Raw genomic sequence first — 14,343 nt, forward strand, 5'->3', positions numbered from 1 at the left:
ATTTGAGCATCCTCGATATCTCATAGTAACCACAGCTAATACTAATCTAGTAAATTTAGAATTCGTAGTGTTTTTTAGCTCAATTAAATCTTCAATTTTATAATCATACAGTGATTCTATTTCAAATGATTTTCTTCCCATAATTAAAACTCCTTTCTCCGTACATTTAGTATTTGGAGAAGAATTTTAATTATTCTGTATAAGTTAATATTTTAGTTAGAAACCCTATATAGAGTATCTAAACGAAAAATAAACTTATACGCAAAAATATTTCTGTGTATAAGTTTATTTTTTAGGTTAAAATACTTATAATTATTTTATACTTAGAAAATTTATAATTATGAGGAGAGTTAGCATGAAAATTGTTGTATTGGATGGATATACATTAAATCCCGGAGATATGAGCTGGGAACCCCTTGAAAAGCTTGGAGATTTAAATGTCTATGATCGTACTTCACATGATAACGGTAATAATTGTAGAGGAAGATTTAGCAGAGGCATTAAATAGAGGAAAAATTTCTGGAGCAGCTTTAGATGTAGTATCTACAGAGCCTTATGGACATTGCAGCAGAGAATCTAGAAAAATTTTTAGAAGGAACTCCTGTAAATGTGGTAAACAAATAATAGGTAAAAAAAGTTAGGACATATCTGAAAATAATTTTCAGATATGTCCTCATTTAGGTGAAATTTAGAAACACCTTTTAGAATCCATATTATCTTGTACATGTACAAGAGCTTCACCAAAACGTTGAAAGTGAACAATTTCTCTTGCCCATAAAAATTTAAGCACACCTATTACATCTGGATCGTCTGTTAGAGTTATAAGATGTTCATAAGTTGTTCTAGCTTTTTGCTCAGCTGCCATATCTTCGTGTAAATCTGTTATAGGATCTCCTGTAGCTTGGATGTAAGCGGATGTCCATGGAACGCCATTAGCATCTTGAGGAAAAGTAGCCCTGCCATGTTGGGTATAGTGGGAAGCTAATCCTGCTTCCTTAAGTTCATCTATGGTATCGTCTTTTAGCAGTTGATATATCATGGCAGCTATAATTTCAACGTGGGCTAACTCTTCAGTTCCTATATCTGTAAGTAGTCCTTTAGTACTGCCGCTGGGCATAGTATAACGTTGATTTAAATATCTGATAGCAGCACTTAATTCTCCATCTGGCCCTCCGTATTGAGCAGTAAGATATTTAGCCATTTGAATATCTTTTGTTTTAATTTTTACAGGATACTGTAATTTTTTTTCATAAATCCACATATGCTAAGCCTCCTATTCGCCACATTCCCAAGGCCAGGGTTCGTTTATCCAAGTCCATGGAAACTGGCTCTCGGAATATCCAAAGTTAGTTAAAATACCAAATCTGTCTTCATAGTTCCTTTTTAAACGAATGAGTTGATTTGTGAACATATTGTAATCAGACAGAGCTTTCTTATTATCAGGAAAATTATCTAGATACAAATTTAAATCTACTGTGGAAAATTCAAGCTGGCGAATTTCATCTAATAGCTTTTTACGATCATTCATGTTATTACCTCCTCGTATAATCAGTTAAATGACTGCTATTTAATCTTCGTTTTCAGGGAAAGGCATAACTAAATTTGGGAATATGGTACCTTTCTTTAATGCTATATTTAAAGGAAGCAGTCCAATATAAGGCTGCATAGGAACATAAGCCCTTGCTAATCTTTTACCTGAATTAGGAGGAAAGCTAGTAGATGGCATTGATCTTGAGTTCACATGTGGAACAAATTTTGAATACACTATTTTCACCTCTTAAGTCTCTTTACAATGATAATATATTCAATACCAAATAAATTGTGTTAATATAAACAGAGTTTTTGGTTTCAGGTGGAGTTTTTTCTCCATCTGAAACTTATTAACAGGATTCTTAGTGCTTTAGCACTTAGAAGGCGTTATCCTTTAGGGAAAATCGTTATCCAGGGGCGTAGCAGCCGTAATACCCCCACTTTGTAAGAAGATGGGGGTATTACGGCTGCTAGCCATCGGATAAATTGCTTTGCAAAATTTATAATAAAGGTTTTAAATACTGATGTTTAATGGTATAATCATCTTGTTAATAGTATTAAAATATAGTGACTGAAATTGAATAATCACGTATTTGGTAAACAAGTTTGTGTAAGCTTCTGTAGTATTTTTACTATATAATTTGTGTACCCTCCAATTATATATTTTTGTATTTTATAGGAGTTTGCATAAACCTTCCTATTTATTTAGACGGTTAAAACGTTTTTTTTGCTTCAAATGAAATTATATTTTTTTATTTGAAGCATTTTTGTATAAATTCACTCCTGATTATACAAAATAATTTTGGAGGTGTTTTTTATGACAATAACTTTAAGCAATAAAGAAAGAATGCTTTTAGAAGATGAAAAAAGTCATGAATCCATGTGTATACAAAAATATACAAACTATGCTAATCAAACAAAGGATTCACAGTTGAAACAGCTATTCATAAATAATGCATCAGTTGAGCAAGAACATTTAAATTCTATTAACTGTATTTTGGGCGGTGAGGTACCTAATTTAAACAGTAATCAAGGTACAAATAAAATGAATACAGCAGGTATAGCTAGCTCGTCTATGCCACCTGTAGGTATGTGTGAAGTACGTGACGAGGATATGTGTAAGGATATGCTTATGGCAGAAAAATATATTTCAGGAGCTTATAATGTAGCCATATTTGAATTTAGAGATACGAATGTTCGAAATGTATTAAACCATATACAAAAAGAAGAACAGCAGCATGGGGAATCCATTTATAAATATATGGAAAGCAAGGGCATGTATAAGGTTCAGTAAGAGTACGTTCACCTGATTTTAATGAAGTTGTTCACTAATTTTTTATATACAAATAAAGCTGGAAGTTAATTAAAGTTTAAATCTTTATTAATTTCCAGCTATATAAAGCTCATAAGGAAAGTATAGAGAAATTTTAAATTTGGAGTATAGAACTAACAATTGTAAACAATTTCATGTATAATTGAATTATGCGGTGAAGCGTAATAGATATAAAAAATTAATAATAGTGACTTAGGGGGATTGATTGTATGAAAGATAGCTATGGAAGAAATATAAACTACCTTAGGATTTCACTGACAGATAGGTGTAATTTAAGATGCATCTATTGTATGCCAAAGGAAGGAATAGTAAAAAGGCCTTATGGTGATTTATTAAGATTCGAAGATATATTAAAAATCATTAAAGCAGCAGCAACTCTTGGAATAAATAAAATAAGGTATACTGGCGGAGAACCTCTTATAATGAAAGATATAGAGTATTTAATAAGGGAAACTGCCAGTATAAAAGGAATTACCGATGTGGCCATTACTACTAATGGGATACTGCTCTGTGATATGGCAGATAAGCTAAAAGAAGCAGGATTAAAAAGGGTAAACATAAGTTTAGATACCTTAAAAGCAGATAAGTATAAATTTATAACAAGGTGTGGAAACTTGGATGCAGTGTTAAAATCTATTGACAAATGTTTAAGTATAGGATTGACTCCTGTTAAAATAAATACAGTTTTATTAAAGGGTTTTAATGATACTGAAATTATGGATTTTGTGGAGTTTACAAAGAATTTACCAGTAGATATTAGATTTATTGAACTTATGCCTATAGGAGAAGGAAAAAAATTATACGAGAATGATAACCTTTCTTCAGAAGTTGTTTTAAAGCAAATTGAGGATAATTTTGATGTAATTTCCCAGCCTACTTCTAAAAGTAGTACTGTTTCCTTATATAAGGTGAGAGGATATAAGGGAAACATAGGCTTTATAAGTCCAATGAGCTGTAAATTTTGTAAAGACTGTAATAGACTAAGACTTACTTCTATAGGAGATTTAAAACCATGTCTTCACTCGGATAAAGTTATAAATTTAAAACACTGCTTAAATGACGAAAAACTCCTCTTGGAAGAATTAAAACGAGGAATACTAGGAAAACCTGAGGAGCACAATATGAGTTCTAAACATAAAAGTGAAAGTAAGAAGATGATGTATCAAATAGGTGGTTGATTACTGTAAGTTTATACCCATGGCTGTGAATATTTTGAGTTGGGCTAATTTTTCTTGGGACAGGCTGTCTATCTGGTAGGATCTTGAATAACCTGTTTTAGCCCAAATTACAAAATGTTCACAGTTATTTTGTAATAAATTATAACTTCTTTCACCCTCTCGCATCTCTGCTCTTTTAACGGTTTCTTTTGAATTAAATTGTGAACTACCTTTTATGTTTAAAATAAAGTAATGTCCTTTCCTAAAATAAGGAGATATGTCTGTTTCTCCTATCCTAGCATCTTTAGAGTTACCCGTAGTACTACAGTAATGAATAACTTTATTATTACCTACATATATTCCATAATGTGTATATTGATATCCCATAAAGGTATCTTCAGTGCCTAGTATATCTCCATATTGAGGCTCCTTATGTACCTTGGATAGGGTAATATCATTTCCATTCTTCACCTGAAAATATAACTTCTTTTCTTCCGTCATTTTATAATTTTTAAAATGTAAGTTAGGAGATAAAGTAACACAAATTTTATCATCTTCGTAAAAACCATCTATAGGTGGATTTATAAAAAGAGTTTTGCCATCCACAGATGGAAAAACATAAGTATCCATAGTTTCATTGTTTTTATTTTTTACAGAAATGTTTTTTATAGAGGTGTCATCCCATATAATTTTATCTTTTAAAGGTATTTGAATTTGGCTGTATTTATAAATGGTTGTAGTTTTATTATTTAAAGTATAAATTTTATATCCTAAAAAACTAACAGCAATTATTATAAATATAGATATTAATTTTATAAAAAAGTGATTTTTCATTTAAAACATCCTTTATGCTATTTCTAAATTATTTCTATTTGTCAGGTACAAATAGTTTTATTTTATTAGATATAAGTTTTCCTTCATCATATTGTATATAAATGTTAGCATAAATATCATTTACGGATTTAGGTATTATCCAGTTTCCTTTTAATTTTTTTATAGTGTATTCAGCTACTTTTTCACATTTGGCACTTTCTTTATTAGTAGTTATTATTTCCGTAGATTTACTGTCAAAACTTTGGAGATCTTCTTTAGATGATTCCCCCACATTTACAATATATGATTTAACACCTTTATCGGTTACTTCTTTTATATACTGATTTTTATTATAAGAAGAAATAGGAGATAAAGTGTCAGTTTCTATAATTTTATCTACGACACCTACCTCTTTAGGTGATAATGTCCATATTAAAAGAGGAAGTAGAAGTGATACGATTATTACAACTAAGCACATTATCATTATAGTTCCAATCATTTTTTTTGCAAAGTAGCGTAGTATAAGTTCATCACTATAATTTCTATTTTTTATTTTTTTACTTTGTTTTTGGAATAAGGTTACACCAAGTAACATGGCTAAAATCCCTGATAAATATAAGAAAAAAAGCATAATTAATCTCTCCTAATGTAAGTCACATATAGATTTTAACAAAAAAAATAATAAAAATATATATAAATTTGTTAAACTTTTAAATATTATAGATGTATAGTAGATAATAATGGATAATTTAGAGTTAATCCGGGGGGAATTTTTATTTTGATTATTTTAAAAATAATAGGGATTATAATTTTAGCCCTTATAGTTCTGTTAATCTTTTTATTGATAAGTAATGTAACATATAGGGGAAATTCTACTTTTGAAGAAAATAATATAATATATAATTTTGAAATTGATTTATTTTTTAATATTATTTCTATAATATTAAAAGGGAGTAATAGTGATAGCCATTTATCTGTAAGAATATTGTTTTTTACTAAAAAGTTAAATATAAATTCTAAAAAAGACAAGATACAGGATGAATCAACTTATAAATTCTCTCATATCATACAGGGTATTAAAAAACTTTATGAGTGTAAAGATTCTATAATAAAGATTATTTCTATAACCAAGCCTAAGTATGTTAAGATAGAAGGTAATTATGGATTCGATGATCCTTGTATGACGGGTATGTTGTGTGGAGTTTTTAATGTAATTTATTCGTTTTTCCCCAAAAATTCTATAAGAGTATGCCCAGATTTTTTTAATGAAGTTTTTAATCTGCATTTAGAAGTTAGTGGGAAATGTAGAATAATATTGATTGCAATTACACTATTTAAAGTATTTCACATATCATGTATAAAAAAAGAAATAAGCTATTAAAAATGGAGGTATTTATATGGATATTAAAGAAAATACAGAAGTTTTATTTTCAAAATTGGAAAACTTTTTTAAAACAGAAACTGTTGTAGGTAAACCAATACAGGTAGGGGATATAACACTTGTACCGTTTATAACAGTTACCTTTGGATGTGGAACTGGTGGTGGAGAGGGAACAGATCCGAAAAATAAGCAGGAAGGTGGAGGTTCAGGTATTGGTGCAGGAGCGAAAATAACTCCAAATGCAGTACTTGTAATAAAAGGAGATACAATTCAGATGCTGCCTATAGGTGATAAGAATAACCTTAGTAAACTTATGGAATTGGTACCTAATATAGTTAGTAAGTTGAAAAAGAAAAATGAAAAAAAAGAAAACATATAGAAAACACCTAAGAGGAGATAATCATGTACAAGTTAGTGGCAGCAGATATGGATGGAACCCTATTAAATGAAAAACATACTTTAAACAAGAAAACTATAGATACTATACAGAAAATAAAAAAATTAGGAGTAAAGTTAGTTTTGGTTTCTGGTAGAGGATTCAATAAATTAAAATACTTTGAAAATGAATTGAATATACGTGACTTTGCCATATGCTTAAATGGAGTAAATTTATATAAAGACAAGGAATTAATTTCGGGACAGCATATGGAGGATGATATGCTTTACGATGTTTTGCACATTTGTGAAGGAAAGGATGTATATCCTATATTGTTTGGGGATGATGAGAAAGTTTATGTAGATAAAATAATTGAAAATTATTCATCTATTGAACCCTATATAGGAGAAGCAAAGGCTGTAGGAGAATTAACTAAATTTTGTAGACACAATAAAATTTATAAAATAACAGTTTTTGGCGAACATGAAAAACTTGTAAAAGTGGAAAATGAAGTTCGAAATAAATTTAAGTATAATATAAATGCTTATTTTTCATTACCACAATATCTTGAAATATTCAGTAGTAAAGTTAACAAGGGAAAGATGTTACAAAAGGTTGCAGAGTATTGTAATATAAAAAGAGAAGAGATAATAGCTATTGGAGATTGGGACAACGACATACCTATGCTGAAATATGCAGGGCTTGGTATAGCTATGGATAATGGATCTAAAGCTACAAAAGAAGCGGCAGATTATATAACTAAAAGTAATGTGGAAGATGGAGCAGCTTATGCTCTAGAGAAATTTATATTAAATGTTTAAATATAGGAATGTAGATAAGTACTAAATTCTTATCTACGTTCCTATATTTATTCATTTGAAAGACCACTTTTGCCAAAACTTTCAGAAAACTTTCCTACCAAATTTTTAAATATCCTTTTCCATATAAGTCCCGTAATTAGAAATATAAAGAAATATACAAGGAGTATTAAAGCATCTTTTAGTAATAAGCTAGAAATAATACCACCTACAGTTTCTCTCATGCCTGCTACAGCATGGGTGAAGGGTAGAAGAGGATTTATTATTTGAAAAAATTTAGGAGTTACCTGTATGGGAAAAGTACCACCAGATGCTGAAATTTGCAGCACCAGAAGTATCATTACAAGAGCTTTTCCTACATTTCCAAGTACAGATACAAGAGTATAGATTATCATGGTAAATATAATACTTATAAATATTGCAAAAAGTACAAACACATATTTGTTTGCTACGTAAGTTTTCAATATAAATAAATCTCCTAGAGTCACTATTAAAGCTTGAAAAATTGATATAGTTGCAAAAGTAAGATATCTTCCAAGAAAAATTTGGTTGAGCTTTATATTTTTAATTTTTGTGTTTTTAACTTCCGTAGAAAGCATTGAAACAAGAATGAGGTCTCCTACCCATAGTGATAAAGTGGTGAAGAAAGGTGACATAGCTGAACCATAGTTAGGTATAGAAAAAATTTTATTCATTTTTATATTAACAGGATTTGCTATGAAATCTCCTTCTTTTTTTGCGTTTAAACCAAGTATTTTTATGAATTCATTCAATTTGGAATCCTCATCTAGACTTCTCAGTTTTGAAGCAATGTTGTGAATTGTGTTTTCCACTCCAGGGAGTACTTTTTTAATCTTATCTATATCTTCTACTGCTATTTTTGTATCACTAAATGTATTTTTCAATATGTTTTGTGCTGTTGGAAGGTCACCTTTAGCATCTTTTAGTATTTTCAAAGTATTATTTGCCACCTGGATAGAAGATTTCATTATGTTGTCTACGGTAGGAGCTAAAGATGTATCATAGTTATTTATAATGTTATCCAAAAAAACTGTGATGGAAGCAGCACCTTGTTTTAAATTGCCGAGAGCATCTAGTGAAATTTGTTCTCCGCTGTCTATAGCAGTTATTAGTGAATTTATGTTTTCAATACGACTTTGCATCATATTTTTTATATTGTTTAGTGTTGATGTAAAATTTGATAATACCGTATTATCTTGTTTGTTTAAAGAATTTAAAATGTCTATTATATTGTTAATTCTTGAAATGCTTGATGTATAATGATCTCGTACAGTTGTCAATATTGTTTTTGCTGATTTAGGATCTGTATTTATGAAGGTTATGGACTCATAAATAAGCCCTTCTAGAGTTTTGTTAAGATCCCGTATGGATGTAAGTTCAGATTTAATAAAAGGAGATAGATTAGTCATTGAATCTCTTGCTTTTGTAAGAAAAACTTCTCCACTTGATACCACATTTAAAGCTGTATTTATAGTATTTTCAATTAGAGGAAGTTCATTTTGAATTTTACTGATAAAATCATTTAAATTAGAAGCTTGGTTATAAACATTTTCTATATTTTGATTTATTTCAGGTATTTTACTATCAATGTCAAATATTATACTTATAAACTCTTGTAGTATAGGTTTACTGTTTGTAAGGTCTATTCCTAGCCTATTAAATACGCTAAATATTGATTCATCTACTGTTTGTACAAAGGTTGTAGTTATCTGCTGCTGTATTTTTGTAACTCCTGCTTCAGTTATTTTTGGAGCCACTGCGTTTAATTTTTCATTAACTGAATAAATCAAATCTGCTTTTTGTGGATTTGATTTTAAAAGAGAACTTATTTTAAGGGAAAAATCTTCAGGTACTGTAATACTAGCGTAGTAGCTGCCATATTTTACTCCATTAGCTGCATCATTTTCATTTGTAAATTTCCATCCCATGCTTTCATTTTTCTTTAAATTTTTTACTAAGCTATTACCTATATTTATATTACTGCCATTAAATTTTACGCCTTTGTCCTTATTTACTATTGCCACAGATATTCCACTGGTATTTTCGTAAGGATTCCATAATGATTTTATATTAAACCAGGCGTAAAGTGCAGGAAGTACCATAAGTGCTATTACTACTACTAGAGCCACCCAATTTGTAATTATATTTACTATATCTGTTACATATATGTTTATTATATTTTTCATAAGTTTATCTCCTAGTTTAAATTCCATCTGTGAGTATTAACCGTGATGGTGAGTTCAACTAAGATTATTATGTGCTGATATGAAAAATAATATATAGTATATATTTTACTTCATTGTAACTTGTTAGAAGATACAGAGTTTCTAAACGAAAAATCCTTATACTCCGGATATTTTTTACAACATTCAGCTCGTTAAATATTTTGATAAGGCTAAGCAAAAAATTTTAAAAAAATACTGAGAACTTTTGAAAACTCGTGCCTCAAACAATTCAAAAGTTCTAGATTTTTCAAAAATTTTTTCCTAAGCCTTATATACAAAATATTTAAAAGAGCTTCATTATTGTAAAAATATGCCTGCGTATAAGTTGATTTTTAAGTTAGAATATACGAAGGTTTCTAATTGAAATTTAAACTTATACATGAAATATAATGACAAAGTTGAAATCATACTTAAAAACTTTTATAAATAAGTCTTAGCTTGGTATTTTAGAAAATCTTAGAAACTTAGATATGTTTGAGGTACGAGTTTATCTAAGTTTCTTTAGATTTTCAAAATGCCAAGCTTTAGATTTATTAAAAGTTTTTATGATGATGAAATTTGTCATTATATAATATTGTATAAGTTAACTTTCAAGCTGTAAACTCTATATTTAGCCTACTTTTCCCATGAGAATACTGCATAAAAGTATTACAAGTACCAAGGAAGTAATTTTTACATATAGGTAGTCCCCTTCTTTAAAAAATACTAGTATGGATACTGCTACTCTAAGTACAGGTATTGCCATTAAAATCAAAAGACCGAACAATATGATTGCATAAGGTTTAAAATATGTACAACCTTTTAATATTTCAATAGGTTTAGTTGGATAATAATTTCCAGTATAGCCACTGTGACCAGATATTAAAAACATTAAAAGCCCTGTTAATATTACAATTGAACTTAATATGACACCTATCCTTAAAAATGTGCTTATTATAAGTTCTAGTTCTTCTGCACTTTTTTCATTCTTTTCATTTCTTTCAATAGTATTATTTTGCTGTTGCATTAGTTATCTACCCCCAAATCCCTTTAAGACCATTTCTACAGATATATAAATGAGAAAAGGTATAAATATCTTTCTTATGGTTTTGCTTTTCATATTTTGCATAATTCGAGTGCCTATAGTTGCCCCTGCTAGTACACCTAGAGCAACGGGAGCAGAAATTTTAGGATCTATGTTGCCTCTTAAAAGGTAAACGCCTGCACTGGCAGCAGCAGTAACGCCCATCATAAAATTGCTGGTGGCACTGGATACTTTTAAAGGTAATTTCATAAATAAATCCATAGCCATGACCTTAAAACTACCGCTTCCAATTCCTAGAAGACCAGAAATGACACCAGCACCATACATTACTCCAAAACCACCCGGCACATTGGCTACGTTATAGTGTATATTTTCATCTACAATTTTGTCGTAGTATTCACTGTTTAGTTTAAGTTTTTTTGCAAGAGGGTGAGTTTGTACATCCTGGGGCAATTCGCTTTTAGTCTTTTTAAGCATAGCTAATGCGGAATATAGAAGTAATAGTCCAAATAGAAAGTAAAGATAATTTGGATTTATGATTCCTGAAAGAAAAGCACCGGTTATAGCACCTGTAGTTGTTGCTATTTCAAGAAACATACCAACTCTTAAGTTTGTTATTTTATCCTTTATATAAGCTGCAGCGGCTCCACTTGAAGTGGCAATAACAGATATTAAGCTAGCACCTATAGCGTATTTTATATCTATTCCAAATAAAAGAGTAAGTGCTGGAGTAATTACTGTTCCACCTCCGAGACCTAGTATAGATCCTGCTATGCCTGCAATAACGGATACACTGAGAATTTCTAATGTTAATATTGACAAAATGCCATTCCTCCTATGTTGAATAAATTTTTGTTTTCAAGTATTATTATAGCAAGGAAACTTATATATTTAAAATACATAATTAGTATTCAAAGTATATAGAAATTATATAATAGGAGTGATATCTTTTTATGGATATTAAGCAGCTTAAGTATTTTCTGACTATTGCTAAAGAAGGTAAAATAACTAGTGCAGCTAAAAAACTAAATATGGCGCAGCCACCTTTAAGTTATCACTTAAAACTTTTAGAAGAAGAATTAGGCGTTAAACTTATGGATAGGGGGAGTCATAAGATACATTTAACAAGTGCAGGACAAATACTTGCAAATAGAGCTGAACAAATACTTAAATTAGTAAGCTTTACTGCAAAGGAGCTAAAGGATTTTAAAGAAGGAGCAAAGGGAACGCTTTCCATTGGAACGGTATCTTCTTCAGGTGCTACATTGTTACCAGAAAGAATAAAAATTTTTCATAAAGAATATCCAGAAGTAAATTTTAATGTCTGGGAAGGAAATACCTTTAGAATATTAGAAATATTAAACAGTGGATTGATAGAAGTTGGTATTGTAAGGACCCCTTTTAATACGGAAGGGCTTGAAATAACTGCACTGCCTAAAGAGCCTATGACTGTTGTATTTAACAAGGAGAGTGATTTGTTTGAAGATAGAGAAAGTGTGAAATTAAAGGACTTGAAAGGTAGACCTTTGATTATATACAGAAGATTTGAAAAGTTGATATTTGAGTGCTGCAATAAAGAAGGTTTTGTACCTAATATAATTTGTAACACTGAAGATGCAAGAACAGCACTTGTATGGGCAGAATCAGGTATCGGAATGGCCATTGTTCCAAGAACATCTATTGATGTGGTTAAAAATGTAGATTTGAAAAGAAAAAAAATAGATGAAGTTGATTTGGAAACTAGTATAGCTGCTATATGTGTGAAGAATAGATATATGTCATCAGTAGCTAGAAATTTTTTGCGCATTTTTTCTATGAAAAAGTAGAATATTTTAGGAGACGATTTTAATGAATGAAAAAAATTTTAACTTTAACGTTAAGGTACTGTTTTTTGTTGCTGTCTTAATCACTGCTTATTTTTACATAGATAAATTTCAAATAATTGCACTCGTACCTTTGGCATTATGTGTGTATGATGGATTTTGTATATTTTTTAAATTTAAAAATAGGGACGGGCTTAGAATAATTTTTTTTATGGCTACCGTTTTAACACTTATATTTGTACTTCATGTTTTAGTGGTATATGGAGTATCCAATCCAATCCCTATAATTATTGCCTTTATAGTTACTAATTTGTTTTTTATATATAATTTAATTATCTACAAGTATTTTAAATACAATCTATTAAGCCTTATAATTATAATTTTAGGTTGGATCATATGTGATTGTTTTCCTATACTCATGGTATTTGTATTGTCAGCAGGACTTTTAAACAAATAGTAAATAGAACAATTAAACTTTAGGATAGAATACCTAAAGTTTAATTTGTTTATCTTTACTATATAACATTTTTATTTAAGCTTTGTTTTTAATTATTTCCTTTAAGGTGTCAATTAAAATATCTACTTCACTATAAGTATTGTATAAACCAAAGCTCAATCGAACGAGACCAGGGTGAGAAATATCATTATAATTGTGTTTTAAATAGGTTATATCTTTACGAGAAAGCTTAAGAAGCCTTTGTACGTAGGGTTGAGCACAAAAGCAGCCACTTCTGACTGAAATACCAGATAAATCTGAAAGAAGTTTTGCTGTAATACCATGATAAAGTCCTTTTATGTTAAAAGGAAGTATTGCAACTTTATCGCAATTTGGATTTGGGTCACAGTATAAAGTGATGTTTGGAAGACTAATGATTTTGCTTAAAGCGTAGTTATATATTTTCATTTCACTTTTGTCTATATTGTTTATTCCCAATTTGTTTAACATTTCAATAGAAGCAGTTAGGGCGACTACACCAAGTACGTTTGGAGTACCAGCTTCATTTTTTTCAGGTGGATCATTCCATATTACGCTGTTATCTGTAACTAGTTTTATAGCACCTCCTCCACTATATTCAGGTGATACACTACAGAAAGTCTCCTTGGGGCCTATCAATACGCCTATGCCAAAGGGTGCATACATTTTGTGTGCTGAGAAGGCTAAATAGTCAATAGATTCGTCTTCATAATGCTGCTTCATGTATATAGGATAATGAGGTACAAGTTGGGCACCATCTACTAGAATTTCTGATCCATAATTGTGGGCAATTTTTGCAATTTTATATATAGGATTTTTGTATCCCGTTACATTAGAAGCACCAGTTACACAAACTAACTTAACTTTGCCATCATGTTTTTTTAATTTACGTTTTAAATCTGAAAGAATTAGTTTACCGCTTTCATCCACCTCTAAATAATCTACTTTAAATTTGTTCCTCCAGGGCAAATCATTAGAATGATGTTCCATTCTAGTAGCTAATATAACAGCATCTTTATATAGATAATTAAAAATATAAGATAATTTATTAATAGCCTCAGTAGTGTTTTTTACATAGATTACTGTATTTTTTTCGGAATCACAGTGAACAAAGTTGCATATAAGTTGTCGCGATGTTTCATAGATTTCAGAGGATAATTTAGATTTAAAACCGGTTCCCCGATGAATAGAAGAATAATAGGGTGAAAAACTAATTACTTTTTCCATAACATAATTAAAAGGAGGTGTAGTAGCTGCATTGTCAAAATTTATAGCAGTTACCATCTTCCCATTTTTTAAAGGTATTTTTGTATCTACACCGGTTATTAATTCTCTGTAATTATGATTTATTTTATCATAGGACATAT

The 14,343-nt window shown here is 29.8% G+C and carries 17 protein-coding genes and 1 pseudogene; 9 read left to right on the plus strand and 9 right to left on the minus strand.

Annotation, left to right across the window (positions count from 1 at the left end; translation table 11 throughout):
• Positions 1-355 precede the first annotated feature (355 nt).
• Both CLRAG_RS20485 and CLRAG_RS07295 read left to right on the plus strand, forming a co-directional pair.
• Positions 356-463: pseudogene (locus CLRAG_RS20485) on the plus strand (D-2-hydroxyacid dehydrogenase); the annotation flags it as partial.
• On the plus strand, positions 459-641 hold the full coding sequence (locus tag CLRAG_RS07295) for an NAD(P)-dependent oxidoreductase (protein ID WP_242872107.1): 183 nt from the start codon (positions 459-461) through the stop codon (positions 639-641). The pseudogene CLRAG_RS20485 and the gene CLRAG_RS07295, both read left to right, overlap by 5 nt.
• A 47-nt stretch (positions 642-688) precedes the next feature.
• Here CLRAG_RS07295 and CLRAG_RS07300 read toward each other — a convergent pair whose 3' ends face one another.
• The 3 genes from CLRAG_RS07300 to CLRAG_RS07310 are packed head-to-tail and all read right to left on the minus strand — an operon-like array spanning position 689 to position 1,765.
• Positions 689-1,261 carry a manganese catalase family protein gene (locus tag CLRAG_RS07300; protein WP_065077810.1) on the minus strand — a complete coding sequence of 191 codons (573 nt, stop codon included), beginning with the start codon at positions 1,259-1,261 and terminating at the stop codon, positions 689-691.
• 12 nt (positions 1,262-1,273) lie between these two features.
• Positions 1,274-1,528: a spore coat protein CotJB gene (locus CLRAG_RS07305; protein ID WP_065077811.1), complete on the minus strand. Its 255-nt coding sequence runs from the start codon at positions 1,526-1,528 to the stop codon at positions 1,274-1,276.
• Positions 1,529-1,567: 39 nt separating this feature from the next.
• Positions 1,568-1,765, minus strand: a complete 198-nt coding sequence (locus CLRAG_RS07310; RefSeq protein WP_065077812.1) for a spore coat associated protein CotJA — start codon at positions 1,763-1,765, stop codon at positions 1,568-1,570.
• Between the two features lie 582 nt (positions 1,766-2,347).
• Here CLRAG_RS07310 and CLRAG_RS07315 point away from each other — a divergent pair.
• On the plus strand, positions 2,348-2,824 hold the full coding sequence (locus CLRAG_RS07315; RefSeq protein WP_065077813.1) for a spore coat protein: 477 nt from the start codon (positions 2,348-2,350) through the stop codon (positions 2,822-2,824).
• A 248-nt stretch (positions 2,825-3,072) separates the two neighbouring features.
• The gene (gene moaA, locus CLRAG_RS07320) at positions 3,073-4,041 is read left to right on the plus strand and encodes a GTP 3',8-cyclase MoaA (protein WP_065077814.1); all 969 of its coding nucleotides are present in this window, start codon (positions 3,073-3,075) and stop codon (positions 4,039-4,041) included.
• Here the strand turns inward: moaA and CLRAG_RS07325 are convergent, their stop codons facing one another.
• Both CLRAG_RS07325 and CLRAG_RS07330 read right to left on the minus strand, forming a co-directional pair.
• The gene (locus CLRAG_RS07325; RefSeq protein ID WP_065077815.1) at positions 4,042-4,854 is read right to left on the minus strand and encodes a lecithin retinol acyltransferase family protein; all 813 of its coding nucleotides are present in this window, start codon (positions 4,852-4,854) and stop codon (positions 4,042-4,044) included. It abuts the gene before it with no gap.
• Positions 4,855-4,888: 34 nt separating this feature from the next.
• Positions 4,889-5,464 carry a hypothetical protein gene (locus tag CLRAG_RS07330; RefSeq protein ID WP_065077816.1) on the minus strand — a complete coding sequence of 192 codons (576 nt, stop codon included), beginning with the start codon at positions 5,462-5,464 and terminating at the stop codon, positions 4,889-4,891.
• Positions 5,465-5,611: 147 nt separating this feature from the next.
• Between CLRAG_RS07330 and CLRAG_RS07335 the strand changes: the two genes are divergently transcribed.
• Genes CLRAG_RS07335 through CLRAG_RS07345 form a run of 3 tightly spaced genes read left to right on the plus strand, consistent with a single transcriptional unit; the run spans position 5,612 to position 7,411 of the window.
• Positions 5,612-6,214, plus strand: coding sequence for a DUF2953 domain-containing protein (locus tag CLRAG_RS07335; RefSeq protein ID WP_065077817.1), 603 nt, complete (start codon positions 5,612-5,614; stop codon positions 6,212-6,214).
• 16 nt (positions 6,215-6,230) lie between these two features.
• The gene (locus CLRAG_RS07340; RefSeq protein WP_063554087.1) at positions 6,231-6,593 is read left to right on the plus strand and encodes a GerW family sporulation protein; all 363 of its coding nucleotides are present in this window, start codon (positions 6,231-6,233) and stop codon (positions 6,591-6,593) included.
• A gap of 23 nt (positions 6,594-6,616) precedes the next feature.
• Complete coding sequence (locus CLRAG_RS07345) at positions 6,617-7,411, plus strand: Cof-type HAD-IIB family hydrolase (RefSeq protein WP_065077818.1); 795 nt, start codon at positions 6,617-6,619, stop codon at positions 7,409-7,411.
• A 47-nt stretch (positions 7,412-7,458) separates the two neighbouring features.
• Here the strand turns inward: CLRAG_RS07345 and CLRAG_RS07350 are convergent, their stop codons facing one another.
• The 3 genes from CLRAG_RS07350 to CLRAG_RS07360 all read right to left on the minus strand — a co-directional run bounded on the left by CLRAG_RS07350 (position 7,459) and on the right by CLRAG_RS07360 (position 11,500).
• A complete protein-coding gene (locus tag CLRAG_RS07350; protein ID WP_065077819.1) occupies positions 7,459-9,615 on the minus strand; it encodes a YhgE/Pip domain-containing protein in 2,157 nt (718 codons plus the stop codon).
• Between the two features lie 649 nt (positions 9,616-10,264).
• Positions 10,265-10,660: a DUF1634 domain-containing protein gene (locus CLRAG_RS07355; RefSeq protein ID WP_065077820.1), complete on the minus strand. Its 396-nt coding sequence runs from the start codon at positions 10,658-10,660 to the stop codon at positions 10,265-10,267.
• 3 nt (positions 10,661-10,663) lie between these two features.
• On the minus strand, positions 10,664-11,500 hold the full coding sequence (locus CLRAG_RS07360) for a sulfite exporter TauE/SafE family protein (protein ID WP_065077821.1): 837 nt from the start codon (positions 11,498-11,500) through the stop codon (positions 10,664-10,666).
• Between the two features lie 131 nt (positions 11,501-11,631).
• Between CLRAG_RS07360 and CLRAG_RS07365 the strand changes: the two genes are divergently transcribed.
• Together CLRAG_RS07365 and CLRAG_RS07370 are read left to right on the plus strand one after the other, a co-directional pair.
• A complete protein-coding gene (locus CLRAG_RS07365) occupies positions 11,632-12,504 on the plus strand; it encodes a LysR family transcriptional regulator (RefSeq protein ID WP_065077822.1) in 873 nt (290 codons plus the stop codon).
• A gap of 22 nt (positions 12,505-12,526) precedes the next feature.
• The gene (locus tag CLRAG_RS07370) at positions 12,527-12,958 is read left to right on the plus strand and encodes a hypothetical protein (RefSeq protein WP_065077823.1); all 432 of its coding nucleotides are present in this window, start codon (positions 12,527-12,529) and stop codon (positions 12,956-12,958) included.
• A gap of 75 nt (positions 12,959-13,033) precedes the next feature.
• On the opposite strand, the gene CLRAG_RS07375 is transcribed toward CLRAG_RS07370, so the two are convergent.
• Positions 13,034-14,341: an aminotransferase class V-fold PLP-dependent enzyme gene (locus CLRAG_RS07375; RefSeq protein WP_065077824.1), complete on the minus strand. Its 1,308-nt coding sequence runs from the start codon at positions 14,339-14,341 to the stop codon at positions 13,034-13,036.
• Positions 14,342-14,343 lie beyond the last annotated feature (2 nt).

The sequence above is a fragment of the Clostridium ragsdalei P11 genome (assembly GCF_001675165.1).
Taxonomy (GTDB): Bacteria; Bacillota; Clostridia; order Clostridiales; family Clostridiaceae; genus Clostridium_B; species Clostridium_B ragsdalei.

Excerpts from the sequence above, each read along its gene's own strand:
- CLRAG_RS07350 (WP_065077819.1), bottom strand. The coding sequence starts at position 9,615 with ATGAAAAATATAATAAACATATATGTAACAGATATAGTAAATATAATT.
- CLRAG_RS07365 (WP_065077822.1), top strand. The coding sequence starts at position 11,632 with ATGGATATTAAGCAGCTTAAGTATTTTCTGACTATTGCTAAAGAAGGT.
- CLRAG_RS07370 (WP_065077823.1), top strand. The coding sequence starts at position 12,527 with ATGAATGAAAAAAATTTTAACTTTAACGTTAAGGTACTGTTTTTTGTT.
- CLRAG_RS07305 (WP_065077811.1), bottom strand. The coding sequence starts at position 1,528 with ATGAATGATCGTAAAAAGCTATTAGATGAAATTCGCCAGCTTGAATTT.
- CLRAG_RS07315 (WP_065077813.1), top strand. The coding sequence starts at position 2,348 with ATGACAATAACTTTAAGCAATAAAGAAAGAATGCTTTTAGAAGATGAA.
- moaA (WP_065077814.1), top strand. The coding sequence starts at position 3,073 with ATGAAAGATAGCTATGGAAGAAATATAAACTACCTTAGGATTTCACTG.
- CLRAG_RS07340 (WP_063554087.1), top strand. The coding sequence starts at position 6,231 with ATGGATATTAAAGAAAATACAGAAGTTTTATTTTCAAAATTGGAAAAC.
- CLRAG_RS07295 (WP_242872107.1), top strand. The coding sequence starts at position 459 with ATGATAACGGTAATAATTGTAGAGGAAGATTTAGCAGAGGCATTAAAT.
- CLRAG_RS07355 (WP_065077820.1), bottom strand. The coding sequence starts at position 10,660 with ATGCAACAGCAAAATAATACTATTGAAAGAAATGAAAAGAATGAAAAA.
- CLRAG_RS07375 (WP_065077824.1), bottom strand. The coding sequence starts at position 14,341 with ATGTCCTATGATAAAATAAATCATAATTACAGAGAATTAATAACCGGT.
- CLRAG_RS07325 (WP_065077815.1), bottom strand. The coding sequence starts at position 4,854 with ATGAAAAATCACTTTTTTATAAAATTAATATCTATATTTATAATAATT.
- CLRAG_RS07345 (WP_065077818.1), top strand. The coding sequence starts at position 6,617 with ATGTACAAGTTAGTGGCAGCAGATATGGATGGAACCCTATTAAATGAA.
- CLRAG_RS07300 (WP_065077810.1), bottom strand. The coding sequence starts at position 1,261 with ATGTGGATTTATGAAAAAAAATTACAGTATCCTGTAAAAATTAAAACA.
- CLRAG_RS07330 (WP_065077816.1), bottom strand. The coding sequence starts at position 5,464 with ATGCTTTTTTTCTTATATTTATCAGGGATTTTAGCCATGTTACTTGGT.